The organism is Xanthomonas indica (assembly GCF_040529045.1).
GTDB classification, from domain to species: domain Bacteria; phylum Pseudomonadota; class Gammaproteobacteria; order Xanthomonadales; family Xanthomonadaceae; genus Xanthomonas_A; species Xanthomonas_A indica.
The window spans coordinates 1,153,244-1,177,234 of the sequence record NZ_CP131914.1 but is presented as its reverse complement, the minus strand read 5'-3'; the positions used below and the strand labels follow the sequence as shown (position 1 = coordinate 1,177,234).

At 62.6% G+C, this 23,991-nt stretch carries 22 protein-coding genes and 1 pseudogene; 12 read left to right on the top strand and 11 right to left on the bottom strand.

The genetic code is table 11. From position 1 onward, the window contains the following. Positions 1-31 precede the first annotated feature (31 nt). On the top strand, positions 32-577 hold the full coding sequence (locus Q7W82_RS05010; RefSeq protein ID WP_242159530.1) for an RNA 2'-phosphotransferase: 546 nt from the start codon (positions 32-34) through the stop codon (positions 575-577). Positions 578-691: 114 nt separating this feature from the next. Here Q7W82_RS05010 and Q7W82_RS05005 read toward each other — a convergent pair whose 3' ends face one another. After that, complete coding sequence (locus tag Q7W82_RS05005) at positions 692-1,660, bottom strand: polysaccharide deacetylase family protein (RefSeq protein WP_242159529.1); 969 nt, start codon at positions 1,658-1,660, stop codon at positions 692-694. A 123-nt stretch (positions 1,661-1,783) separates the two neighbouring features. After that, positions 1,784-2,593 (bottom strand): hypothetical protein, encoded by an 810-nt coding sequence (locus tag Q7W82_RS05000; RefSeq protein WP_242159527.1) that lies wholly within the window; start codon positions 2,591-2,593, stop codon positions 1,784-1,786. 220 nt (positions 2,594-2,813) lie between these two features. Here Q7W82_RS05000 and Q7W82_RS04995 point away from each other — a divergent pair, with 220 nt between their 5' ends. Further along, on the top strand, positions 2,814-3,782 hold the full coding sequence (locus Q7W82_RS04995) for an alpha/beta hydrolase-fold protein (RefSeq protein ID WP_242159526.1): 969 nt from the start codon (positions 2,814-2,816) through the stop codon (positions 3,780-3,782). A gap of 178 nt (positions 3,783-3,960) precedes the next feature. On the opposite strand, the gene Q7W82_RS04990 is transcribed toward Q7W82_RS04995, so the two are convergent. Further along, positions 3,961-4,881 (bottom strand): hypothetical protein, encoded by a 921-nt coding sequence (locus Q7W82_RS04990; protein ID WP_242159524.1) that lies wholly within the window; start codon positions 4,879-4,881, stop codon positions 3,961-3,963. 149 nt (positions 4,882-5,030) lie between these two features. Beyond that, positions 5,031-5,231, bottom strand: a pseudogene (locus tag Q7W82_RS04985) (SPFH domain-containing protein); the annotation flags it as partial. 227 nt (positions 5,232-5,458) lie between these two features. Between Q7W82_RS04985 and Q7W82_RS04980 the strand changes: the two are divergent. Continuing rightward, the gene (locus Q7W82_RS04980; RefSeq protein ID WP_242159523.1) at positions 5,459-6,355 is read left to right on the top strand and encodes a hypothetical protein; all 897 of its coding nucleotides are present in this window, start codon (positions 5,459-5,461) and stop codon (positions 6,353-6,355) included. Between the two features lie 24 nt (positions 6,356-6,379). Then, complete coding sequence (locus Q7W82_RS04975; RefSeq protein WP_242159521.1) at positions 6,380-8,563, top strand: XVIPCD domain-containing protein; 2,184 nt, start codon at positions 6,380-6,382, stop codon at positions 8,561-8,563. A gap of 28 nt (positions 8,564-8,591) precedes the next feature. Here Q7W82_RS04975 and Q7W82_RS04970 read toward each other — a convergent pair whose 3' ends face one another. Beyond that, entirely contained in the window at positions 8,592-9,191 is a 600-nt protein-coding gene (locus Q7W82_RS04970; RefSeq protein WP_242159520.1) for a hypothetical protein, read from the bottom strand. A gap of 372 nt (positions 9,192-9,563) precedes the next feature. Here Q7W82_RS04970 and Q7W82_RS04965 point away from each other — a divergent pair, with 372 nt between their 5' ends. Beyond that, positions 9,564-9,938 carry a hypothetical protein gene (locus tag Q7W82_RS04965; protein WP_242159519.1) on the top strand — a complete coding sequence of 125 codons (375 nt, stop codon included), beginning with the start codon at positions 9,564-9,566 and terminating at the stop codon, positions 9,936-9,938. Positions 9,939-10,133: 195 nt separating this feature from the next. Beyond that, complete coding sequence (locus tag Q7W82_RS04960; RefSeq protein ID WP_242159518.1) at positions 10,134-10,289, top strand: hypothetical protein; 156 nt, start codon at positions 10,134-10,136, stop codon at positions 10,287-10,289. Positions 10,290-10,296: 7 nt separating this feature from the next. Here Q7W82_RS04960 and Q7W82_RS04955 read toward each other — a convergent pair whose 3' ends face one another. From Q7W82_RS04955 to aceE, 5 genes are all read right to left on the bottom strand, one after another. Next, entirely contained in the window at positions 10,297-10,806 is a 510-nt protein-coding gene (locus Q7W82_RS04955) for a hypothetical protein (protein ID WP_242159517.1), read from the bottom strand. Positions 10,807-11,200: 394 nt separating this feature from the next. Then, a complete protein-coding gene (locus tag Q7W82_RS04950; protein ID WP_353949519.1) occupies positions 11,201-11,713 on the bottom strand; it encodes an alpha-ketoglutarate-dependent dioxygenase AlkB in 513 nt (170 codons plus the stop codon). 98 nt (positions 11,714-11,811) lie between these two features. Next, positions 11,812-12,672 (bottom strand): hypothetical protein, encoded by an 861-nt coding sequence (locus Q7W82_RS04945; protein WP_242159516.1) that lies wholly within the window; start codon positions 12,670-12,672, stop codon positions 11,812-11,814. 139 nt (positions 12,673-12,811) lie between these two features. Beyond that, positions 12,812-14,245 carry a PIN-like domain-containing protein gene (locus Q7W82_RS04940; RefSeq protein ID WP_242159515.1) on the bottom strand — a complete coding sequence of 478 codons (1,434 nt, stop codon included), beginning with the start codon at positions 14,243-14,245 and terminating at the stop codon, positions 12,812-12,814. A gap of 630 nt (positions 14,246-14,875) precedes the next feature. Then, positions 14,876-17,566, bottom strand: a complete 2,691-nt coding sequence (gene aceE / locus Q7W82_RS04935) for a pyruvate dehydrogenase (acetyl-transferring), homodimeric type (protein WP_242159511.1) — start codon at positions 17,564-17,566, stop codon at positions 14,876-14,878. A gap of 216 nt (positions 17,567-17,782) precedes the next feature. Between aceE and Q7W82_RS04930 the strand changes: the two genes are divergently transcribed. From Q7W82_RS04930 to Q7W82_RS04920, 3 genes are read left to right on the top strand one after another with little or no spacing between them, the layout of a single operon-like run. Next, positions 17,783-19,759: a SpoIIE family protein phosphatase gene (locus tag Q7W82_RS04930; RefSeq protein WP_242159751.1), complete on the top strand. Its 1,977-nt coding sequence runs from the start codon at positions 17,783-17,785 to the stop codon at positions 19,757-19,759. After that, a complete protein-coding gene (locus Q7W82_RS04925; protein ID WP_242159510.1) occupies positions 19,756-20,196 on the top strand; it encodes an ATP-binding protein in 441 nt (146 codons plus the stop codon). Before Q7W82_RS04930 ends, Q7W82_RS04925 begins: the two co-directional genes overlap by 4 nt. After that, entirely contained in the window at positions 20,193-20,579 is a 387-nt protein-coding gene (locus tag Q7W82_RS04920) for an STAS domain-containing protein (protein WP_242159509.1), read from the top strand. Before Q7W82_RS04925 ends, Q7W82_RS04920 begins: the two co-directional genes overlap by 4 nt. A 66-nt stretch (positions 20,580-20,645) precedes the next feature. Here the strand turns inward: Q7W82_RS04920 and Q7W82_RS04915 are convergent, their stop codons facing one another. Further along, a complete protein-coding gene (locus Q7W82_RS04915) occupies positions 20,646-21,569 on the bottom strand; it encodes an IS110 family transposase (RefSeq protein ID WP_242161605.1) in 924 nt (307 codons plus the stop codon). A gap of 556 nt (positions 21,570-22,125) precedes the next feature. Between Q7W82_RS04915 and Q7W82_RS04910 the strand changes: the two genes are divergently transcribed. The 3 genes from Q7W82_RS04910 to Q7W82_RS04900 all read left to right on the top strand — a co-directional run bounded on the left by Q7W82_RS04910 (position 22,126) and on the right by Q7W82_RS04900 (position 23,985). Further along, entirely contained in the window at positions 22,126-22,671 is a 546-nt protein-coding gene (locus Q7W82_RS04910) for a PadR family transcriptional regulator (RefSeq protein ID WP_242160254.1), read from the top strand. 85 nt (positions 22,672-22,756) lie between these two features. Continuing rightward, positions 22,757-23,548 carry a siderophore-interacting protein gene (locus Q7W82_RS04905; protein ID WP_242160253.1) on the top strand — a complete coding sequence of 264 codons (792 nt, stop codon included), beginning with the start codon at positions 22,757-22,759 and terminating at the stop codon, positions 23,546-23,548. Between the two features lie 167 nt (positions 23,549-23,715). Continuing rightward, on the top strand, positions 23,716-23,985 hold the full coding sequence (locus Q7W82_RS04900; RefSeq protein ID WP_242160252.1) for a hypothetical protein: 270 nt from the start codon (positions 23,716-23,718) through the stop codon (positions 23,983-23,985). The last annotated feature ends 6 nt before the right edge of the window (positions 23,986-23,991 follow it).

Genomic DNA, 23,991 nt, shown 5'->3' with positions numbered 1-23,991 from the left:
TGGTTGGAATTGTTAGCAACCAAGCATTCATATGAGCAAGCAACACACAGAAATCAGCAAGTTCCTCAGTTTTGTACTGCGCCACGAACCACAAGCCGCTGGCATCACCCTCGACAGCGAAGGCTGGGCGGAGGTCGATACGTTGATCGTGGGTGCGGCCAAAGCTGGCAAAGTATTTGATGCGGCACTCGTTCGCGCCGTCGTGGATGGCAGCGACAAAAAACGCTTCGCACTCTCGGACGATGGTCGGCGCATCCGGGCTGTCCAGGGCCATTCGACCGAGAGCGTCGCCATCCAGTACGAAGCCAAGGTGCCGCCGGAGTTCCTCTACCACGGCACCGCCACACGGTTTCTGGACGCGATCCTGGCCGAAGGCTTGCGCGCCGGCCAACGGCATCATGTGCACCTGTCGCAGAACATCGCTACCGCGACCACGGTCGGGCAACGTCATGGCACGCCGGTTGTCCTGAAAGTCGAAGCCCTGCGGATGCACCAGCAGGGCGTTGCCTTCTTTCAGGCGGACAATGGCGTCTGGCTCACCCAGGCAGTCCCGAGCAGCTTTCTCTCGGAAATCTAGTTCCTGTGGCTATCCCGCTTGCGCGCCAATACCGCGTGTGCGACTGCGCAGGGACACCCAGGGACTCGTAATCCTTTACTCCGATTTGGCAGGCGCTACGAGACGATCCCTGCACTACTCCGCATCCACCCCCGCCAACGCGAACACCCAGCGCGGCACCACGGGTTCGCCGGAGTAGAAGTCCTTGGGCTTGTCCTCGGCCATGGCCCAGCGATGCAGCCAGCTGATCCCGCCGGGGCCGGTGTAGCCCTCGGCGTGGGTGTAGGCCGGGTCGCGCAATGCTTCCTCCAGGGAAATGAAAGCGTAGCCACGGCGGCGCGTGGCCGCGACCAGGTCCGGAAAGGCGGCAGCGTTGAGCGCGTTGGCGTGCATCAGCCACACCTGCGGGATGCGGCGGCCGAACAGGGCCTGCGATTCGCGCTCGAAATAATCCAGCTTGTTGAGCATGTACGGCACGTAGCCCTTGCGCAGCCGCAGCAGCATGGCATCGCGCGCCGGGCCGGGCGGCTCGTCCAGCACATGCGCGTAGGCAAATGCCCACACCCATTCGCCGCTGTCCACCGTGACTGGCGCCACGCGGTAGCCGTGCGCGGCCAGGAAGCCGTTGACCGCCTCGCGGTCAGCGACGCTGCGGCCGGTGGCCAGATACGGATGACGGAACCACTGCAGCGGCTGAGCGCGTTCGGCCAGCAACGGCCGCAAGGTGCGCTCGCCACGGACGATCGCGCCTTCGTACGCCGGCACGCCGACCTGGTGCAGGTTCACGTGGCCGTAGGTGTGGTTGCCCAGTGCATAGCCGGCGTCCAGCCAGTCGCGCAGCATCGCCACGCGTTGCGGCTGCACCTGTCCATCCTGCTCCAGCTTGTCCTCGTTGACGAAACCGACGATGGGCACCTGCGCCTGCCGCAGCGAGGCCATCAATTGCGCATGCAGTGCCGGCAGCTGCGCCAGCGGCGTCTGCTCGATGCGCTGCCACGGCAGGTCGTCGATGGTCACCGCAATGCGGCGGGTATCGTCCTGGGCCTGGGCGAGTGCGGTGACGCACAGCAGGGCCGGCAGCAACAGGCAGCGAAGTAGTCTCATCGGACGTCCCCAGTATGGAGCTGCCAGTCTATACGCACACCTACAGACGACACCAAGGAGCATCTTTCAGCTAGTCACGCGCCTGCCTGGCCGACTCACCGGCAAGAGCGAGGCGCCGAAGATTCAACTCCTTGCGTGCGCGTTGCCACGATCCTGCGAGCAGGCTAAAGGAGAGCGGCGTTCCAGGTTCCGAGCCAACACCCTCACCAGTTGCTCGCGCGCCAAGCGCTTTCGTGCAGGCGACAGGGCCGGCAGGATCTCCACAAGCGCATCGGTGAACGGCAGCGACCAGGTCGCCTTTTGGCCATCCATCTCCTCATCTTTTCGGCCAACGGGCATGCCGCGGATCCACGCCAGCATGAACGGCTTCTGCGACTGCGAATGGAACACCAATGGCGCCCCACGTTCGGGCACGATGCGCACCGTCATGGACGGGCTATCGTCGGTCCATGGCATAGTTTGGCGATAGAGCTGCTCGAGCGCGTCCCTCACGCCATCTCCATTCACTTGCACGGCACGCAGTTGGCGCTGTTGTAGGGGCGAGCAATCCCGATCGACAAACAGCGCATTGCGGATTCTGGCGATGGTCGCTGGCGCCATCGCCCGCTGCTGCAAGACACCCAGCCCGGTCGCGCGATCGATGCGGGGAGCGCGCGCCGCCGCGAACAGCGCCGTCACCTTGTCCGTGGCGACCCTCTGTTCGGCGTGCCTCACCCCATCCTCGTCCGTCCAGCGCATGACGAACCCCATGCCGTTGCGCGCCGGAACCAAGTGGAACACTTCATCGACGTAGCCCCACCCCATGTACGTATAGTGGATGGAGATCGAGGCGATTTTGATCGGCTCCTGCCGCCCAGTCGGCGCCGTAGTACTCCCTGCAGCAAGCAGCCAGAGCGATGCAACGGCAACGACGATAACCAACGCGATACGCATGCGATTCCCCCCAAGTGCAGGCAACCTAATCCACCTTTCATGCAGAAGGAAGCCTCCAGCGCCGGAATCCCTTTCGCACGTCCAGTCGACACGGGTGACGGGGGGCGCGGAGCGGATGCGCGCGCGATGCACAACACGGGACGCGCCGGCACTCGCGCAGCCATGGCACCATGCAGACGCGCCGCCTTGCGTGCGGCTTCGAACAAACGGAAACGACGGAATGAGCAAGGCGCTTGGGCTGATCTGGATCTCTCTGCTCCTGGCAGGGTGCACGAACGTGGCACAAGCACCCGCGGCGGTAGAAGCAGCGAAAGAAGCCACCACGCGGCCAGCGGTGCCTGCCGCACGCGCGGTAGCGACGCAGCTCGGCGGACAGCGCGGCAGCGGTGCGCCTTACGAACTGGCCGGGACCGAGGTGTGGGATGTGCCCGATCCCGTGTCCGGCCGCACGTACCAGGTATTCGTGGCGCTGCCTGCCGGCTATGCGGACCATCCCGAGCGGCGCTACCCGGTGCTGTACGCGACGGATGCCGACTATGCGTTTCCGGTGGCGCGGCAGATCGCGCGGCGTTTGAACGGCGAAGGGCCGGCCATCGACGACTTCATCCTGGTGGGCTTGTCGTATGCGCTCGGCGATACGCCGATGCCGAGCCGGCGCCGCGACTACACGCCCACCACCGAGGCCGGCGATGTTGCGGCCGCCGGTGCCACTCACGGGGGTTCCAGCACCTACATTGCGTACTTGCGCGACCAAGTGCTCCCCTTCGTCGGCCACCGCTATCGCACCGATGAAGCGCGGCGCCTCTTCCTTGGCCATTCCTACGGCGGCCTGCTCGGCCCGCAGATCCTGCTGAGCACGCCGGAGCTGTTTTCCGGCTACATCCTGGGCAGTCCGTCGTACTGGTTCGGCGAGCATGCCATGCGCGCCGAGGAAGCGCGCTTCGCCTCCAGCCACCGCGACCTGCCGGCACAGGTCTACCTGTACGTCGGCGAGTACGAACAGCGCCGCTACGGCAAGCACTACGACATGGTGACCGACGCGCAGCAGATAGTGCAGACCTTGCGCGGGCGGCACTATCCGTCACTGCGCCTGCAATTGGACGTGCTGGCCGATGAGGATCACCTGAGCGTGGCGCCGCGTGGGCTCACCCACGGCTTGAAGTTTCTGCTGGGTTCTCCGCGACAGTGAGGCGCGGCGCGCACGCCCCTGGCCGGCCGGCCGGATGCTGTATCTCCACGGATGGTGTTGTCGCGTGAAGCCGCTCCTACAGTTGCACGCCGGCCAGCGTTAAATGTCTCCGAACCCCCGCCTCAGTTGAGCGGCACGTTGTTCGCATAGATTACTGAAGGCGCCGCGCAACAGCCGCTCAATACTTCAGCGCGTCCGCCGTCGGCGCCAGTGGCGCGAAGCGCGCGCCGCTGAAGTCGTGTAGCAACTGGAACGCCTGCGTACCCCGCTGTGCCACTTCGCGGAAGTCGCTCTTGCGCAGGCGATAGAGCCCACCATCGCGTGCGAACACCAGGTCGCCGCCATCCCACTCGGCCCAGTCGCTGCCCGGCAGATCGACCAGCACGGTGCCGTCGCGATCCAGTACCCGGTGATCCTGGCCATACCAGGCATGGTTGTCCTGGCCGACCGCATGCAGCAGCGACTGCAGGCGGCGACCATTGGCGCCGAGCTTCTCGCGCACGCGCGGGCGGCTGAAGCGGAACAGCGCGTCGCTGCGCAGCCCACCACGTTCGCCCTCGCCGGCGTCGCGTAGCTGCCAACCATCGCGCTCGCGCAACACGCCGTCGATCGGCTCATCCTCGCCGCCGCCCGAATCCGTGCCGAACGGGCGCACCTGCAGATCGTGCGGCAACTGGAAGCCGGTCGGCATCGGGAAGGGATCGCGCCCGTCGCGTGGCCGATGGTTCAACAACAAAGTCCGCTCGTCCTCGAACATCCCGCCGCCACCCCAGCTGTCACCCTTGGGCCACAGCGCCAATGCGGTGAAGAACGGCGGCCGCGACAGCGCGGTCCAGGTACCGAAGTCGCCATGCTGCTTGGAGGCGAAATACACCAGCAGCCGCCCCGACGGCGACAGATCGCAACGCCGCTCGTAGATACGGCCCTTGAACCACTGGCCGTGCACGAAGCTGTCGTCGCGCAGATCCCAGTGAATCAGCTGTACCTGCTTGCTCGGCCCGCGGCGGAAGATCACCCCGGTGCGCGACTCGCGCGCCAGCAGGGCGAACAGGCGGGTCGCCGGCGGGCGCTGCGACACGGGGGACGGAGTGGATTCCATCTGCGAATCTCCTCGCAGGACTCAGCCGTCACAGTGGCAGACCCGCGGCATCGCGACAACCGCCGCCGGCGCGCCGCATTCGCGACGCGCATGCCACAACCGATGTGCGCGAACGGCGTGCCACCCCAGCCCGCCTTTACCGCGTCGCGCTACTTGGCGATCACCGACGTTCCCGACGGCACCATGTAGCAGGCCTGCGCCTTGGCACAGGCCTCGGCATTGATCTCGGCGATCTGGCTGGCCAGGTACTGCTCCGGGGTCAGGCCCATGCGGTTGCGGTAGGCGTTGTCCGCATCGGCCTTGGCCACCTGCTCCTGCTCCTGCTCGCGCTGACGCTCGGCGGTGGTGGCGGGCTGGGCCAGCAGCAAGCAGCACACCATGGCGGGCCATCCAGGCAATTCATCGCTCCTCCTTGCGCACGACGGGGAACGTTGGCTCAAGTATCTAACGCGGCGCGAACGGCCGGCAACGGCCTTGGCGGGGGTATCCGTCGCAACCAGAGCAAGCGGCCCATGCGTGCTGCTCGGCCGGCCTTCGCCGGTTAGAATCAGATTGACCTGCTACAGGACCCGACGACATGGCGCTGCCGTTCCATCCCTCGCTGAAGAAGCTTTCGCAGGAATGCGGGGAGTGGATGGAGCACGTTCGAAAGACGGGCGACTATGATCGCTACGCTGCCGCCATCGAGAAGTTTCTTGCAACGCCTGGCCCGCTTGATCCCAAGGCTGCAACCCAATTGGATCGGATAGGCCACTACTTCAATGTCGCCGCCTGCGATGCATATTTCCGCTCCAATACGGCTGACCTCGCCCGCTTTCTGCAATGGTCCGTCGCGCTTCGGGCGTTGGTGTTCCGATGGCACGGCATGCATAGCGAGATGCATCCCGACATCGGAAATTGGCCGACCCAATTCTGGGACAGCATGAAGGCCGTTGGCCCGACCATGCTGTCGTGGTGGGAGGAAGCCAGGATCTGTAGCCAGCGCTTCCTGGAAATGGCGGAAAAGGATCAGCGCATCAACACGCTTCCGCAGTCCCGCCGCCTGGCCGAGGGCACGAACGATGCGTTCTTGGCCTTACTTTTCTCCGATGCCTTTGGCATACCTACGGACTTCGCCCCACAAAAACCCGTGATCGCAGCGTATCGATCGCTGCTGGATCATTGGAAAACCACGGACGAAGCCACCTTCACCAATGCGATGCAAGGCGCTTCCGAGTTCCACATCAGCCGAAGCAAGCACAGTACCGGATCGACATTTTACGAGTTTGACCGCGATATCGATCGCCTTTTCCCTGGTGAGCTGCTGGCCATACAAGCACTCCGCCGCAGGGACGGCCAGCCTGAGTTCGAGACTGGCCACCTTCTGGTCGATGCGCCGTGGGCGATCGTCCGTGATCTGCCTCCAGTCGCACCACATCCGCTGGCTGCCGCCGTCGAGGCACGCCTCAAACAAGACTATCCGCTTTTCCGTTGACCCTCATGTTGAAAGGACTCCGCCATGAACGATACGCCGCACGCTGGTCGCACCGCTGATCTCGTTGCCTTGGCCCAGGCGACAGACGCCAATGGTCATGTGGATCTAACGGCTTATCAGGCCCAGCGCCTCATCCTTCTTCATCAATCAGTTGATGGACTGGATGCGCGAGGATTGGTAGCGGACCTGACCGCGTCCCCTGCTTATGCCACTCCGGAAGGCCAAGCCCAGGTCGGGCCACTGATCGATGCCATCACGCGCCGGCTACCTTCGCCAGACGCCGCACGGCTCGCCGACGCGCTGGACAAGGCGAATGTCAACGAATCATGGATTGAACGCGGCTTCGAGGATTACGTCCAGGCCCCACTGCAAACCGCCGCTACCCGTGTGACGCAAGCGGCGAGCGACGGCATTGCATGGACGGACAAGCAGATCAGCGACAACCTGGTCGCCGCAAGACAATGGGCAGAAGGCGCAAAGAACAACCCATCGAACGACTACCTGGAACGCGCCGCAGGAGAGCTTGCTGCGCGCGGTAGCGACAATGCCCAGGAGTACTACGGGGCTATGAAGGGCGCCACCGGTCATGGGCTGAACATGATTGGCGAGACGGTCGATCTGGCCAAATTCGCGCACCGGTTTGGTACCGACACAAATTTCCGAAATCTCGTGATCGGCGCTGCCGCCATCTATGCCTCAGATGCGTATCACGACCCCAGTAAACCCTTCAACGACATTTCCAGAGCCGCCGTTGGCGCCTGGAACGAGTGGGAAGCCGGATTAGAGAAAGCAACCCGAGAGGGCAAGGAACAGGAGTATCTGGGCGAAGCCAAAGGCGCAGCGGCCGTCGAGATCATCGCCACGTTTGTTCCTGCCACCAAGCTCACGAAGCTGGCCAAGGTCGCCGAGGCCGCCGACATCGCAGACGATTTAGCGCCAGCCGCGGGACGCGTGGCTGGCCGCGTCGAGCGGCACGCAGCAGGAGAGTTGGCGGAGGAACTGATCGAGCTTGCCCGGGACGCCCGTCGCGTCCAGGGGCGCTCGCCACTGGAACAAGGCGGCGCCGATCTGATGTTCAGCGGCCTGGCTGGCATGAAGCGCAGCCAGGGCGAACTACGAGAACTCGTCGAAGGGCTACGCAAGTCCGGCGATCTCAATGGCTTACTGCAAAGCGGCGCACTGGCACCAAAAGAATTGGGATATCTGGCCAGACACGATGTCACCATGTTCGATGGCGGCGTGTCTTTTCATCAAGCCCTTACCAAATCGATCGGCTCACGAGAGCTTTCTTCGCTTGGCACGAAAGAGATAGGTGATATCGGCGAAGCAATCGTGTCCCACGATCTGGCGCGTGGCGGCTACCGTGACCTGGTTCCAATTCAGAACAACTCCGGGCATGGCAACGACATCGCCGCGTTCAACCCAACCAGCGAGCGTTGGGAAATCTTCGAGATCAAAGCCTCGGTCAAAGGCATCGCCAGAGAGCAATTCGGCAATCCAGAACCCTTGATCACCTCTCGTCTCCAGCTAGCCGTCAACGAGCGTGGCCACTGGGCGCCGCAGAACATGTGGGAAGAGCAGGCCAAGGCTACCGCCGAGAGAATCCTGGATGAGCACTTTGACGTCGCTACACAGCGACTCAATGTCGACACCAAGTGGGCGCGCGTCAACATCGAGCGGGACCCCATTTCGGGTGAGTTGAAAGGGACTCCCCAGATCGAGAAGTGGATGACGCCAGCCGAGCGGGCGCAAGAACGCTTGCCAAGCGTGCCCGGCGACCGCGGCGCTCTTTCTCCTGCAATGCCGGTCCATGCGGACTATGCCCTACATGAGCAGATCAAGACCAAGGTTGCAGAGATCGACCAGCGAAACGGCCGAAGCTTCGACGCAACCAGCGAGCGCATGACAGCGAGCCTTCTCACGCTAGCCAAGGACAATGGACTGACCCGCGTTGATCACGTCTTGCTGAGTGAAAAGACTCCCAAACTGCCAGATGCACAGAACCTCATCGTCGTCCAGGGCGACTTGAAAGACCCTGCGAAGTTGTATGCGCACATGCCGACTGTGGAAGCAGCGCAACGGCCTGTGCAAGAGAGCTTCGCTCAACTTGAAGTGGTCAATCAACGTCTGGCACAAGAACACGCGCAGGCGCAGGTTCAAGAGCAGCAACGCGGCCAAGAGCAACATGCTACGGTGCGCCACGCGTAGCGGCCAGCATGACCCCGACCGCGCCGGATCAATGCAGCCGCCCGCCTCCCGCAGGCGGCGCGTTCGGCTCCACCGCATAGACCGCCCGCTCCTCGCGCACACCATTGGGCGTTGGTGCGTGCAGCGGCTGGCGCTCGATCTGCAGCAACAGGGCCTGCATCGCGCTTACTGCATCGCTGAGGGTTTTACCCGCCTCCGGTAATGTCTGGCCGGCGTGCGCGGACGTATCGCCGACCGCCGCCATCCGGGCATTGGCCGAGACGGTCTCAGCCAGTTGCGTGAGCCTGTCGATCTGCTGCTGCGTCACGCGGAACGTGCCGCTGCCAGCATCCGCTGCTGCCTGGACAGTGGCATCGGACCAAGTGCCACGGGTCTTGTCGGTCCGCTGGGCGGGATAGGACAGCGCGTCCAGCACCAGATCCACTTGCTCGGCCAACAGTTCCAGGCAGAGCGCCAGTTCGCCCATGCGCACCTTGGGTTCGGCGGCGCGCTCCTCGGCCTGCGTGCGCGGCTGCGCCAGCCGGACCAGGAAGCGCACGTGATCGCGCAGCTTCGCCAGCCGGAACTGGCGGTCCTCCGGCAGGAAATAGCCGGGCATGTCGTCGTCCTCCAAACGGTCGTGCGCCATCGTTGCCTCCTCGTTCCATGAAGGGGTCCGTCCGCCACGCATGGCGGACGGGAAGTCGGGAGGTTCGAAACCGCTAAGAGCCGGCGGGCGTATTTCCCCGAAGGGTGTTGTATTAGCCGCCCTCCCGACGCAGGCATTGCGTCGGCCTGCGCCCAAGCTTCGGGCACAAAAAACCCACCGGTTTTTCGGAGGTGGGTACCGCTCTTAGAGGAGTTTCGACGCTCCTTGAAGTGGAGATTGCTACTGCACTCCATGCGTGTCAATAGCGATTTGTAGACCTTGCATTGGGCAACCGGATTGCTCTGGCGCGATGCCAGTGGCTGCGGAATACTTGCTGCAGACAGCCTTAGCTGGACGCTCGAAGGTAGAGACATGGCGAACGCAATGGAGGAAGTGCCCGCAGCGCCTGCTAAGCATCCCGAAGACGGTGCGGCAGTCAACGCGCTCAGCTTTACGTGGCTCGCCGCGGTAATGAGCCACTACTCGCAAGTGACCGAGCAGAACCGCGCTGGCCCAGTGGAGCGGTGGAGTTTCGTCATTGGCTTGTTGGGCGCGGGGTTTGGCATGTTGTTCGGCACTGTGCTGGATGGCAAGGCCGGGTTCATCTGTGCGGCAACGGGAGTCACCATCGAGCTCATTGGCTTTGCAATAGCCGCCATTTCGCAGCTCAAGCGTGAGCTGCCTGGCGTTAGGCATCCACATGCCAAGCATGCAGAGCAGATGGAGCAGGAGTTTGTTCAGTACTAGGACATCGTCACGGCACTACGCGCGTTTCCGCTTGAGCATCGCCGTCAACGCGAGACCTTCATGCGCGACCGCCGGACGAACATGCATGAGCGCCTGGGCTTGTTCACCGGCGGAATGGAAAAGCTCGGGATCATGCCAGTGCTGCTTGCCCTCTATCTGCAGTTCAAGGACTGGCACTGAGGTGACTGGAGCATCTTGAGCAAGATCACGATCATGCAAAGCGTTCTCGCGTTCCCGCTGCTGTTCGCTTACGCACTTTCCTGGCACCTGATCCGATTGCGCGTTCGCGTGCAGACATACGAGCAACTGCTTGGTGAAGCGAACCGGCAAGACACTGCCGCAAGTGGTTGAGCACGCGTCACCGCGTCAAGAACCACTCCATGAACTCCTCGGCGACGTCGGACGTGAGCTCAAGGACGGCCTCCGCGACCGCGTACTGCCCCTTCGCCGCGGCGACCGCGGCTAGAGCGCAGGCAAGAAACTCCGGGTCCCAGGCGCGAGAGGACGCAGCCGCAACCAAGGAGGGGAGTTGAGCGAGGGAATGCACGTAGGCGGCCCGAAGATCCTCGGGGATCTCGACCTGGCTTTTCGCGCGGCAGATCTCGACCCAGGCAGGGAACTGGAAGTACCCGTGATCGGCCTTTTCGGGTGCACGTGCCAATGCATGGACGACATGCGGCACGGCGGCGAAGGAAGCCGAATAGACGTCGCCCTGATGCGCAAGCGCGCTCCACAAGGTGAGCCACGGTTCCGATCCATCCTCGGATGAAGGCACCGTCTGTAGCAGCCCCAACAGCGCTGGGATATCGCCTGCTGTGCCATAGGCGTGCTGAAGCTCGGACCAGCGCGGACTTTCTAGACTGAGCACAGTGCTTTCTCCAGTACGCAATTGACTAAGCTGTGAAGGCCAATAGCACTACAGGAAAGCGCACTCTGACCCTTGTTCCCCCTGACCCTTGTTTCCCCGATCAAAGCGTGCTTTCCGTGGGCGAAGAAGCATCGCAACGCTCGGAGTATGGCCGCTGTAGTCCCCTTCTAGCATCAGTGAATTTGAGGATTGTGTATGCCGACCGATCAGGGACTGCTGCAGAATCACACTGTGTCAGAAAGTGCGCGCTGATTCCTGTTCAAGGCCCGCACCCAAGGCAAGCAAGGCCGGCGCGGCCGTTACAACGAACCCTACGCGATCCACCAATTTCTTAAGGTCAAACTTACATAAAGGGAGTGCACTTTCTGGTCTACACTCTTCAAAATAAATCAACTCACCACGGCCTCACCTTCCTAAAAGTTATGTTAATCCGCGGATTTATGAGCTTTGACTCCTTTGGAATTTCGTGCAACCAGTTCTTCTGCGTCTCCCCCTTCATTAGAAGTAGACAACCGTTAGGCAGATCCAGAGAAAAGGCTTTATATATTGAATTCTTATTCTTAGGCAAAAAACGGATTCTTCGTGTTGCCCCCAAGCTTAGGGAAGCAATTATCGGACGGGGCCCGAGTTCAACTTCGTCGTCACTGTGAGCGGCCATTCGATCAAGACCGTTTCGGTATAGATTCAGAAGAGCACTGTTGAAATTTGAGCCAGCTTCGAGCTCAATCTTTGCCTTAACAGACTTAAGGTCTTCAGCCCATGGTTCTGGCCGCAGTAAAAGACCCGAATAAGTATATGAATGATCTCCCATCCAGGCCACTAGGCGGGGTTGTTGATGACTTTTCCCCCAAACAACCACTGATTCTTGCCGCCAATTAGTGCCGGCCAACAGAGTCTCAAAGAGCATACTAGCATCTGTTTCAGTCAAAAAATCCTTTATAAGTAAAATTTCAGCCCCTTCGACCGGCAAGTGAATATTGCCATTCTTGGATTCAAATAGATCACTCATGGCTTATGCAGTATTCGAATGCTAACTATTGATTGCAATTTCGGCTGCTGGCCAAATTTCCCAAGAAATTCTCCTAGATGACCCTTTTCCTCGTCGTATCTTGGAAGCATCCTAACGTTATCGTGGGTGATCACTGGTTGCAGCCCGCTGGCCTTCCAAATATTATCAAAATAATCATTGAAAACATCTGCTCCATTATCGATGTAGCAAAAGAGGGCACCAGACTTCGCATTTGCAAAAACAGTTTTCCAGAAATCCGTTACAGCTCCGGTCTGGTCAAGCGACATGACCTCTGAAACAAAGTAGCTAATAGTAAATATATCTGCGTCTAAGAATTTCCGTTGATCCACCCATGAGCCAGGCTGAGCAACGTCTATTCGCTGAAAATTTGTGCTAAGTCTAAATGGCAGTTCGAAAGCGTCGTCAAGCTCTGTCCAGGTGTCTGCCCAAGCTTGTTCACCATCAATGAGGTAACAAGTAACCTTCTCCACTTCCATTCCACTAGAGTCTGAAAGAAATTTCAGCATCGCAATGAGGTCACTACCAGGACCACCACCAATGCATGTCAATCTCAGGCGATTAGGGAGAAACGGACCACCAGCCCTCTCATGAAGTAACTCGATTGACTGGTACACATAGTCCCCATGCGCTGCCACATACTTATAAACATATGCAAATCGAATCACAGGATCCTGATAGTTGATCGGAACGCGGCTCCGAGATAGAAGATTCGTGTAAGCAGCCGACAATTGCGCCATTGCGTTACTGATTCGAACATCCGTTTCATTTCCATATATTCTTTTTGCCTCACCGTACAGAACGTCTAGCGTTGCCTTAACGAGCTGAAACAGGGTCACAATTTTCTCCTTAAGCTATTTATCTTAATAGAAAAGCTTTTAGGCACCGCTTTAATCTTCGAAAGGGCGCCTACTCAACATCACACGCCAAGAATATAAACCCGCACGGCGCCACCTAATTAATAAAATATAAATTACTTCAAATATTATGTAATGGAGAGGCCGAAGAAGAGACGGGAGCAAGATTGCATACTTGTATAAAATTACCCGAATCTACGTAACCAAAGATAATGCCAACGTGCCTCATCAGCTCACTTAATCTCTTCAAGGGCCTATATATCTCAGTCTGGAAAAACTCATCCACCCCTTCAACCATCTTCATCAGCTCGGAAGCGCCCACAAGAATTAGTGTCACCGACGCGAAGCGGCCTCGTCTAACAGACGTCTCCGCCTCAATAAGCTTGACGTGAAGCCTATTTTGCTTCAATGGGAAGGAGCTAATTCGCATAACTTCAACGCCATATTGACCAGTTGAGTCATGTACTAGCAAATCTGGGAATAGACTTCCGCTAGGAACTGCATCTATTCCTTGAGAAATTAGCCAGTCAAGCACGGCAACTTCTGCAGCAGAATCAAACATACGCCCATATTGATCGCTACGCGCCCCACCAAAGACCTGCCTTTCAATCGGAAGTTGTACGGCGGCTTGACGAACTGCCACTTCATTCACCTCTTCTAATGCACGCGCAGAAAGGGAGGTCTGAAGATAATTTGTAGATTGCTCGAGAAACTTTGGAAGAGTGTACATCCAAAATCGCTCTACTCCTCCAATCCTGCTGATTTCAGCTACCAACTCTGGGTGTGGGCCGATAGTCATACCATCCTTCCTAAGCCACCAATCCTCCTTCACATCCATAGTTACAAAAATCACGTCTTTTGCATCAAGTGCTTTTACGAAGTCTAGTGTTTGAAGCCAAAGCAAAGCGTCGGCATATTGCCGCTGATACTTAATTCCATCAACCAAGTATTCATCGCCTTTTATTTCTATGCTTTTTCCAACATCCTTAAATCCAGGAGGCATTGGCAATTCATAACGCCTCTTGCACCTCTCATACGCGTCATCCAGAGTCTGCTGATCCTTAGGTGCAGACCCCACTGCCCCCTCAAGTACTGCGTCAATCCTAGTTCTGATAGGATCATCATGTGTAACGTTAGGCTGGGAACTTTTTGCTTTATTTAGAGCATCCGCGATGCTCCCTCTCGCAGTCTCAATATCACGATGAAGAGCGCCTACATCCACGCCAATCTCTCGAGCATCAAGATCCAATGACTTCAAGCTTTCGAGTATCTCGCCAAGCGCTGTTTCGCTCGCTTTCAGAGCAGAATCCATCCTTTTCTTTTCAGCTGCAATAACTCCAAGCCTATTAACCTGAAACTCCATAGCAACCTGATATGGCACCCAAATCCTACCCTTAAGTTTCTCAAGAAGTTGAAGCAAGGCTTCTCGTCCTTGGCTTGGAGTTTTGTAGGCATAGAGCAGTACATTTGTATCCAATACTATCTTGGCGTCGCGCCAAAGAGCTTTAAACTCTTCCGGCGTTAACTGGTAATAGCCAGGAAATTGATTTCTCACTACGCCCCCATGAAAAATAATAAAAGAGCAGCTTGTGCCGCCCCTCTTTACCGCTTCGTCTAAAACCCTGGCTTATCCGCTCTCCTCGGAATCAATCTCTTAACACTTGATCAATCTGTCAGCCTCATATCCACATAGGCAACTACATTAGATCGCAACGGATCAACGACTTTCCCACCCACCCAGCCAGCCAGACGCAGCGCAATCGCTTCACCACTCAGACTACCCGCCAGTGGGCGTCTCGCGCGTCGGCGCACACACCGATACTTCACGAGCAGCGCTTCTCACTTTCTAGATACGACGGCTTAATGCATAGCCATTACCTCTTCAGGTCGGCATGCCTGAGGATTATGTGTAGATGGCTTTGACCAGAGTGACGAGAGTCACATCATCGCTCTGCCTGCCGTGCACTGTCACGCAGCCACGGTAGACAAGATGAGGGATTGAAGATTACCGCCACTCGAGCCGGCTTGTTGCCGGCCTCGATCCCTGCAGCACTTGGCGGATTTCGGGGAAATGTCCGCGGTCCTTCAAATGCAAGGCCGCCAGCGGAAGAGCACTCTCTACCGCTGGCGGCCTGACCTCTCGCGTGGCGGGAGGGGTATAGCTCTTACAACCTAACGATTCGGGTTAAACCCCAACCGGATTAGCCTTCTCAGGATCAATCTTGTACTGCTTGATCGCCCTGGCCACATCCTTGCCCGTCATCTTGCCATCCTTCGCCAACGCCGCAATCGCGGCATGCGCGATGTAGTACCGATCGACCTCAAAGAACCGGCGCAGGTTCGCACGCGTGTCCGAACGACCGAAGCCATCCGTACCCAGCACGGTGTAGTGCATCGGCACGAAGGCGCGGATCTGGTCGGCGAAGGCGCGCACGTAGTCGGTGGCGGCGATGGCCGGGCCCTGGCGGCCTTCCAGCAGCTGGGTGACGAACGGCTTGCGCTGTTCGCCTTCCGGGTGCAGGCGGTTCCAGCGCTCGGCGTCGAAGCCGTCGCGGCGCAGTTCGTTGAAGCTGGGGCAGGACCAGATGTCGGCGGTGACGCCGAAGTCCTTGTCCAGCAGTTCCGCCGCGGCGATGGCTTCGCGCAGGATGGTGCCCGAGCCCAGCAGCTGCACGCGCAGTTCGCCCTTCTTGGGCTTGCCGGCGTCCTTGAGCAGGTACATGCCCTTGATGATGCCGTCTTCCGCGCCCGCCGGCATTTCCGGGTGGGCGTAGTTCTCGTTCATCAGGGTGATGTAGTAGTACTCGTCCACCTGCTCCTGCATCATCCGCTGGATGCCGTACTGCATGACCACGGTGACTTCGTAGCCGAAGGTGGGGTCGTAGCTGCGCACGTTCGGGATGGAGCCGGCGATGACCTGGCTGAAGCCGTCTTCGTGCTGCAGGCCTTCACCGTTGAGCGTGGTGCGGCCGGCGGTGCCGCCGAGCAGGAAGCCACGGGTGCGCATGTCTGCCGCCTGCCAGGCGATGTCGCCCACGCGCTGGAAGCCGAACATGGAGTAGTAGATGTAGAACGGCAGCATCGGCACGTTGCTGACCGAGTAGCTGGTGCCGGCGGCCAGCCACGAGGAGATCGCGCCCGGCTCGCTGATGCCCTGCTGCAGCACCTGGCCGGACTGGTCCTCGCGGTAGAACATCAACTGGTCGGCGTCCACCGGCTTGTACTTCTGGCCGAACGGGGCGTAGATGCCGATCTGCCGGAACATGCCTTCCATGCCGAAGGTGCGCGCTTCGTCGGCCACGATCGGCACGATGCGCGGGCCCAGTTCCTTGTCGCGCAGGGCGATGTTGAGGCTCTGCACGAAGGCCATGGTGGTGGAGTAGGTGCGCTCGCCGCTGTCCTTGAGCAGGCGCTCGAACTTGTCCAGGCCCGGGGCCGGGATGGACAGGTCGGCCTTGCGGCGGCGCTGCGGCAGGTAGCCGCCGAGGGAGGCGCGGCGCTCCTGCAGGTACTGCACTTCCGGCGAATCCGGGCCGGGGTGGTAGAACGGCACCTGCTCGGCATCGGCCAGCTGCTTGTCGCTGAGCGGGATGTTGAAGCGGTCGCGGAACGCGCGCACGGCGTCGTCGTCCAGCTTCTTGGTCTGGTGGGTGGGGTTCAGCGCTTCGCCGGCCGAGCCCATGCCGTAACCCTTGACGGTCTTGGCCAGGATCACGGTGGGCATGCCGGTGGTGTTCACCGCCTGGTGGTAGGCGGCATAGACCTTGTGCGGATCGTGGCCGCCGCGGTTCAGGCGCCAGATGTCGTCGTCGGACAGGCCGGCGACCATGGCCGCGGTCTCCGGGTACTTGCCGAAGAAGTTGGCGCGGGTATAGGCGCCGCCGAAGGCCTTGCAGTTCTGGTACTCGCCGTCGACGGTTTCCATCATCAGCTTCTTGAGGACGCCGTTGGTGTCCTTGGCCAGCAGGGCGTCCCAGTAGCCGCCCCACAGCAGCTTGATGACGTTCCAGCCGCCGCCGCGGAACACGCCTTCCAGCTCCTGGATGATCTTGCCGTTGCCGCGCACCGGGCCGTCCAGGCGCTGCAGGTTGCAGTTGACCACGAAGATCAGGTTGTCCAGGCCTTCGCGGCCGGCCAGGGCGATGGCGCCCAGGGTCTCGGGCTCGTCGCTCTCGCCGTCGCCGATGAAGCACCACACCTTGCGGTCGGACTTCTCGATCAGGCCGCGGTGCTCGAGGTACTTCATGAACTGCGCCTGGTAGATGGCGCTGAGCGGGCCCAGGCCCATCGACACGGTGGGGGTCTGCCAGAAGTCCGGCATCAGCCACGGGTGTGGATAGGAGGAGATGCCCTGCCCGTCCACTTCCATGCGGAAGTTGTTGAGCTGGTCTTCGCTGATGCGGCCTTCCAGGAAGGCGCGGGCGTAGATGCCGGGGGAGCTGTGGCCCTGGATGTACAGCAGGTCGCCGGGGTGCTTGTCCGAGGGCGCGCGCCAGAAGTGGTTGAAGCCCACGTCGTACAGGGTGGCGCTGGAGGCGAAGGAGGCGATGTGGCCGCCCAGGTCACCCGGCTTGCGGTTGGCGCGGACCACGGTGGCCATGGCGTTCCAGCGGATGATCGAGCGGATCTTCCACTCGATGGCCGCATCGCCCGGGCTCTTGGCCTCGTTGGCGGGGGCGATGGTGTTGACGTACTCGGTGGTCGGCGAGAACGGCAGGTAGGCGCCGGAACGACGGGTCAGTTCGACCATGTCCTCCAGCAGCTGATGCGCGCGCTCGGGGCCTGCGACATCGATGACGGCCTTGAGCGATTCGATCCACTCCTGGGTCTCAGTGGGGTTCGGATCGTTCTGCAGCACCTCGTTCAACCAGTTCATAACGCTCCCGTAGGTCGCACGCACGCGCGCGATGGCATGTGTTTTCTCGAAGCCTGCAAGTGTAGCGCAACCGCCCCGCAGGACCTCGTACGCCAGCGTATGGAACGAACCGTCACATTGGCCCGGGACACCCCGCGGGACAGCCGCTGCGGCCGCTGTGCCGGGCGGCCGCGGCTGCGCTTATGATCGGGCTCCAGGCCCCCGTGGAGCGCCGCCATCGCCCTTGCCTCGTCAGCGCAGGACGCCTCCGCGGTCGCCTGGCGGCACAGCCTGCGCACCCGGCTGCTGCTGTGGGGCAGCCTGCTGCAGGTGGCGCTGCTGCTGGGCCTGGCCCTGCTGTTCTACCTGGGCGCGCGCGAGGTGATGGTGCGCAACGCCCGCGAGGAGGTGGCCGGGCTGACCCAGCAGACCGCGCGCAGCCTGGATGCCACGCTGGGCTCGGTGCAGGTGAGCGGGCGCACCCTGGCCGCCACCGCGGCGGGCTTGGGCCGGCAACCGTTCAACCTGCGCACCCTGCTGCAGGCCACCCTGCAGGGCGACCCGGACATCGCCGGCGCCTTGCTGGTGATCGAGCCCGGCGCGCTGAAGGACGATGGCCGCGGCTTCGCCTGGCACCTGCGGCGCACCGCCGGCGGCGTGCAGGAGCAATCGGCGGAGGCGATGGGCTTCGACCTGCACAGCATGCCGTGGTACCGGCGTACCCTGGCCGCGCCGGCGCCTTGGTGGTCCGAGCCGTACAGCGACGCCAGCAGCGGCGGCACCTACCTGACCACCTACAACCTGCCGCTGCGCCTGCCCGGCGACGGCCCGCAGGCGCCGGCGATCGGCATGGTGAGCGTGGACGTGCCGCTGCAGCGCCTGCAGGCCATCGTCGCCGAGCTGCCGGCCAGCAGCGGGCTGCAGCCGATGCTGCTGTCGCCGGACGGGCTGTTCGTGCTGCATCCGGACCCGGCGCTGCGCTTCCGCCGCACCCTGGAGGCGCACGTGGCGCGGGCGCGGCCGGACCTGTCGCCGCTGGCGCAGGCGGCCGACACCCACACCGCGGTGCGCTTCGAGCACACCGCGCCGGACGGCACCCGCTACCTCACGCAGAGCGCGGCAGTGGGCGACACCGGCTGGACCTTTGCGCTGAGCGTGTCGGAGGACTACATCCTGGCCGGGCTGGACCGCATCGTGCTGTGGGGCGCGCTGGCCGGCGCCGCCGCGCTGGCGGTTTGGTTGTGGCTGCTGCATCGCTACACCGTGCGGCTGGTGCGGCCGATCGAGGACCTGACCGACTCGGCGCTGCATTTCAGCCAGGGCGCGTTCGACTATCCGCTGCGCCATGTCGAACGCGCGGACGAGGTGGGGGTGATGGCGCGTGCCTTCGACAGCGCGCGCGGCTCGATCAAGCGCCAGCTGGACGAGATCGCCACGCTGGCGCAGGCGCGGCAGCGCATGCAGAGCGAGCTGTCGATCGCGCGCGACATCCAGCAGGCGATGCTGCCGGGCGGGCGCACCTTCGACAGCGCCCACAAGCACCTGGAGACCTATGCCCTGCTGGAACCGGCGGAGATGGTCGGCGGCGATTTCTACCAGTTCTTCGAGACCGAGCCGGGGCTGCTGTGGTTCGTGGTCGGCGATGTGTCGGACAAGGGCGTGCCGGCGGCGCTGTTCATGGCGCGGGCGATGACCGTGCTGGAGATCGCCGCGCGCCGGCACACGCGCCCGGATGCGATCCTGATCGCGGCCTCGCAGCGGCTGGTGGAAGGCAACGAGCCGTGCATGTTCGCCACCGTGCTGTGCGGGCTGATCGACGTGCACAGCGGCGACTACTGGCTGTCCAGCGCCGGCCACGAGCCGCCGTTGCTGCTCGGCGCCGATGGCCACGCGGCACTGCTGCCGCTGGAATCGGGACCGCCGCTGGGGTTGGAGCCGCAGTCGCGCTACCCGGTGGTGCACGGGCGCCTGGCCGCCGGCGCCACCTTGCTGAGCTACACCGACGGCATCACCGAGGCGATGGACGCGCAGGAACAGGCCTACGGCGAGGCGCGGCTGCTGGCGGCGCTGCAGCCCGGCGCCGATGCGCAGGCGCAATGCGCCGCCGTGCTGGCCGACGTGCAGGCGTTCACCGCGCCGGCACCGCAGTCCGACGACATTACCCTGCTGGCGATCCGGCTACGCCAGGATTCGGCAAGGGAGGCGACACGATGATGCTGCGATGGCAGATGGAACCGGCACTGGACGCACTGGCGCAACTGAGCGACAGCGTGGAAGCGGCGCTGCTGCGCCATGGCGTGAGCGGCGAGCAGGTCAGCCGCACCCGGCTGATCGTCGAGGAGCTGGCCTGCAACACCCTGGAGCACGGCCACCTGCGCCGTGCCCCGCGGCCGGTGGACGTGATCGTGCACCTGCAGCCCGACGCGTTGGTGCTGGAGTTCCACGACAGCGGCCCGGCCTTCGACCCACGCAGCGCGCCGGTGCCGGACCTGGACGCGGACATCGCCGAGCGCCCGATCGGCGGCCTCGGCCTGCACCTGGTGCAGCAACTCGCCGATCGCCTGGAATACCGCCACGACGGCGGCCGCAACGTCGTGCGCATCGTCCTGCTGCAGCCCGCCGATCCCTCCCTTCAGGAGTCACCCGCATGACCACGTTGAGCCTGCAGATCGACCCGGCGCAGGACAAGCGCCAACGCCTCACCCTGAGCGGGCGGCTGGACACGCACACCTACCAGGCCCTGGACGAGGCGCTGGCGCCGCTGCTGGCCACGCCGATCACCACCCTGGTGCTGGACCTGTCGCACCTGGACTACATCAGCAGCGCCGGCATCCGCTCGATCTTCAAGGCGCGCAAGGTGTTGGCCGCGCGCGACGGCCGGGTGCTGGTGGTGAACCCGCAACCGCAGATCCGCAAGGTGTTCGACGTGGTCAAGGCGGTGCCGTTGAACGAGATCTTTACCTCGGTCAAGGAACTGGACGAGTACCTGGACGAGATGCAGCGGCGGGTGCTGGAGCAGGAGCGCGGTGGGTGAGGTCAGGCGGCGCCTGTGCGGTACGCCCGCAACCGCTGCCTTGTTGCTCATCGTAGGAGTCAACTGTCATGCAGCCGCGATGGCAGGAGGGGCATACGCTGCCTGATCACGCGCAATCGCGTTGAGCCAGCGCAGGAACTTGTGCATGCAGGCGACGATGGCGACCTTGGCTGGTTTGCCGGCCGCACGCAGGCGGGCATAGGTCTTGGCCAAGGGGGATTTGGCGCGGATGCTGGCCCAGGTGGCCATGTACAGCACGCGTCGGATCTCGGCCCGTCCGCCTTTGATGCGACGCTGGCCCTGCCAGCGGCCGCTGTCGCGATTGAACGGGGCTAGCCCGACCAGAGCAGCGAGCTTGCGCGGCGGTAACGTGCCCAGTTCCGGCAGCCGTGCGGCCAGGACCGCGCGCAGGATCGCGCCAAGTCCGGGCACCTTCGGCAGGGTGGAGCAGGTCGTAGCCTGCTGCTCGATCTGCCGCGTCAACGCCTGGATCTTCTGGTTCAGTAGGGCGATCACCTCTTGGCAGTGGCCTTGCACCTCGGGGCTGGTGATGTGCTCCAGCCGCCGCCGATGGGCATCACGCTGGCCGACCAGAGTGTCGCGTAGGTCCAGCAATTCGCGCAGGGACTGAAGATGCTCGGGTAGTACGGCTGTGGGTGTGGCCGGGATGTGCTGGGCGGCGATGGCCAACAGGCGCGCGTCCAGGGCGTCGGTCTTGGCGTGCAGGCCAAGGGCCTTGGCCAGGTCCCGCGGACGATCGGCGGCCACCCTTGCCGCGGGCAGGTCCGCCTCCCGAAGGACTCGCAGCAGGGCATGTTCATAGCCACCACTGGCTTCCAGCACGATCCGCTCGCAGTCCAGCCCCGTCAGGCGCTGGGCCAGCGCACGCCGCTCCTGTGCGGTATTCGGCTGGGTCCAGGTGTGGCCCTCCGGCAGGACATGAATGACCAGTTCGGCCTTGGCAACATCGATCCCGACAAAGCGTCGCATAGACGTTCTCCGCAGTAGACTCAGGGGTGAGAGCACTCCTGCCGATGCCCATGCTTGTGGAGTTCGAGTTCGCGACTCGGGCAACTGTTCGGGCTTGTGAGGCAGGAGTACGGAGTGCGGCGGCGCTGACTCCTACTCGTGCTTGCTTGGCACTGCGGCTAAACGGCCTGCCGCACTCCGCTCTCACCTATAACGATAGACCCTCATAAGACACAAGCGGCTTCAGCCGCGACAGGCGTCACCGGTAACGCCCGTCGCGGCTGAAGCCGCTCCTACAGGAATGCGCTGGGCATCTTTGTGGGAGGGACTTCAGTCCCGACGACGGAGGGTGTCAGTCGGCGTTCGACTTCACTTGTCGTGGCTGCATGACAGGTGACTCCCCACAAGGGCCACCGCTGGCTGGGGCAACCTGGCGATCCCCACCTGCAGAGATCACACGCGCACGCTGCCGTCCTGACTGAACCAATCCCCCAGCGCGCCAACGCCCGCCCTCCCAGGCGCTTGCCGGCCACCCCACTTCGATATATCGTTTCCGCACCTAATTCGACATATCGAAATGCCACGACCCCATCCCCCTGGCCCGCACCCCGCGCACCGCCTGTTCGAGGACGACCGGGCCAGCCGCGGCCGTGGTGCACGCGGGCCGCGCCCGCTGGGCCACGGCGACCTGCGGCTGTTGCTGCTGGCGATGATCGAGACCCAGCCGCGCCACGGCTACGAGCTGATCCGCGCGGTGGCCGAGCTGTTCCATGGCCTGTACACGCCCAGCGCCGGCACGGTCTACCCGACCCTGGCGCAGTTGGAAGCGCAGGGCCTGGTGCAGGCCGATGCCGACGCCACCCGCAAGCGCTATGCGATCACCGAGGCCGGCCAGGCCTTCGTGCGGGCCGAACGCGCGCAGGTGGACGCGGCGCTGCAGCGCACCCAGCACAGCGCACGCGCCCTGGTGCGTGCCAATGTGCCGGCACCGGTGCGCGAGGCGATGCGCCGCATCAAGCACGGCCTGCTGGCACGGCACGGACGCTGGGACCCGGACGAGATCGAGCGCGTCGCCGCGCTGTTGAATGCCGCTGCCGACGGCATGGATGGCACGCCCCCCTGATTCCCCTTTCAGCCAGCACGCGGACATCAGCGCTTTCGGCGTCCGCGTCGCCCGCCACCCCTCTCCCCCACTTCCGAGGATTCCCATGGCGACTCACGAACACCGCCTGCTGCGCCACCCGCTGCGCCTGCGTCATCTGCAGGTGCTGCGCACGCAACCGCTGACCCCGCACATGCGCCGCATCGTCGTCGGCGGCCCCGAGTTGGACGGCTTCGTCAGCGCCGGGCCGGACGACCACGTCAAGCTGTTCTTCCCCAATCCCGAAGGCGCGTTCGTGCTGCCGACGATGACCGAGCACGGCCCGGTGTATCCGGCCGACGCGCTGCCCTCGCCCGCCCGCGACTACACCCCGCGCCACTACGACGCCGACGCGCAGGAACTGACCCTGGACTTCGTGCTGCATGGCGATGGCCCCGCCTGCCGCTGGGCGGCGCAGGCCGACCCCGGCGATGCGCTGGTGGTAGGCGGACCGCGCGGCTCGTTCGTGGCCGCCGACGATTTCGACGCCTACGTGCTGATCGGCGACGAAACCGCACTGCCGGCGATCGGCCGTTGGCTGGAGACCCTGCCGGCCGACGCGGAGGTGGACGCACTGATCGAGATCCCCGGCTACGCCGACCGGCAGACGCTGGACTGCGACGCCGAGCTGCGCGTCACCTGGCTGGAGCGCAACGGCGTGGACCCGCGCAGCAGCCAGTTGCTGGAAGGCGCGCTGCGCGACTTCGATCCGCCCGATGGCGACGCGTTCTACTGGATCGCCTGCGAATCGGCCCGCGCGCGCATGATGCGCAAGTTCGTCGAAGGCCACCTGGGCGTGCCCAAGGAGTGGATCCGGGCGACCGGATATTGGAAGGCGGGCGGGGACCAGGACGAGTAGCACGCCGGCATGCCGCCAGCCGGCGAAGTGCAATTGCAGGTGGGGCGGGCAGCGCTCATCCGTGCTGTAGACACGCCAAGAAATTGCGAAATAAATCACAATATTTCAGAGACCTGCATTTTACAAAGCCGCCTACCCATCGACGGATCTCGAGAGGCGGCTTGCACATGGACAAGGCATTTCACGCGATCGATCCCCGCGGCATCACGCTGAACCCGGACGGATCGATCAACTTCGCCAACCATCGATTGCGCGCCGCGGCAATCGCTTCAGCGAGTGCGGGGGCGATTCGCCCCATGAGCGAAAATGCCGGAACGTGCACCAACTCCGGCACCTGCTCCTCCACGAATTACACCTGCAACAACACAGGCGACTGCTCCAAAGCCTCCAATGTGGGCTCTTGTCGAACCGGCGGCCAGCCCTCGCCGAACGGTTGAGGCACG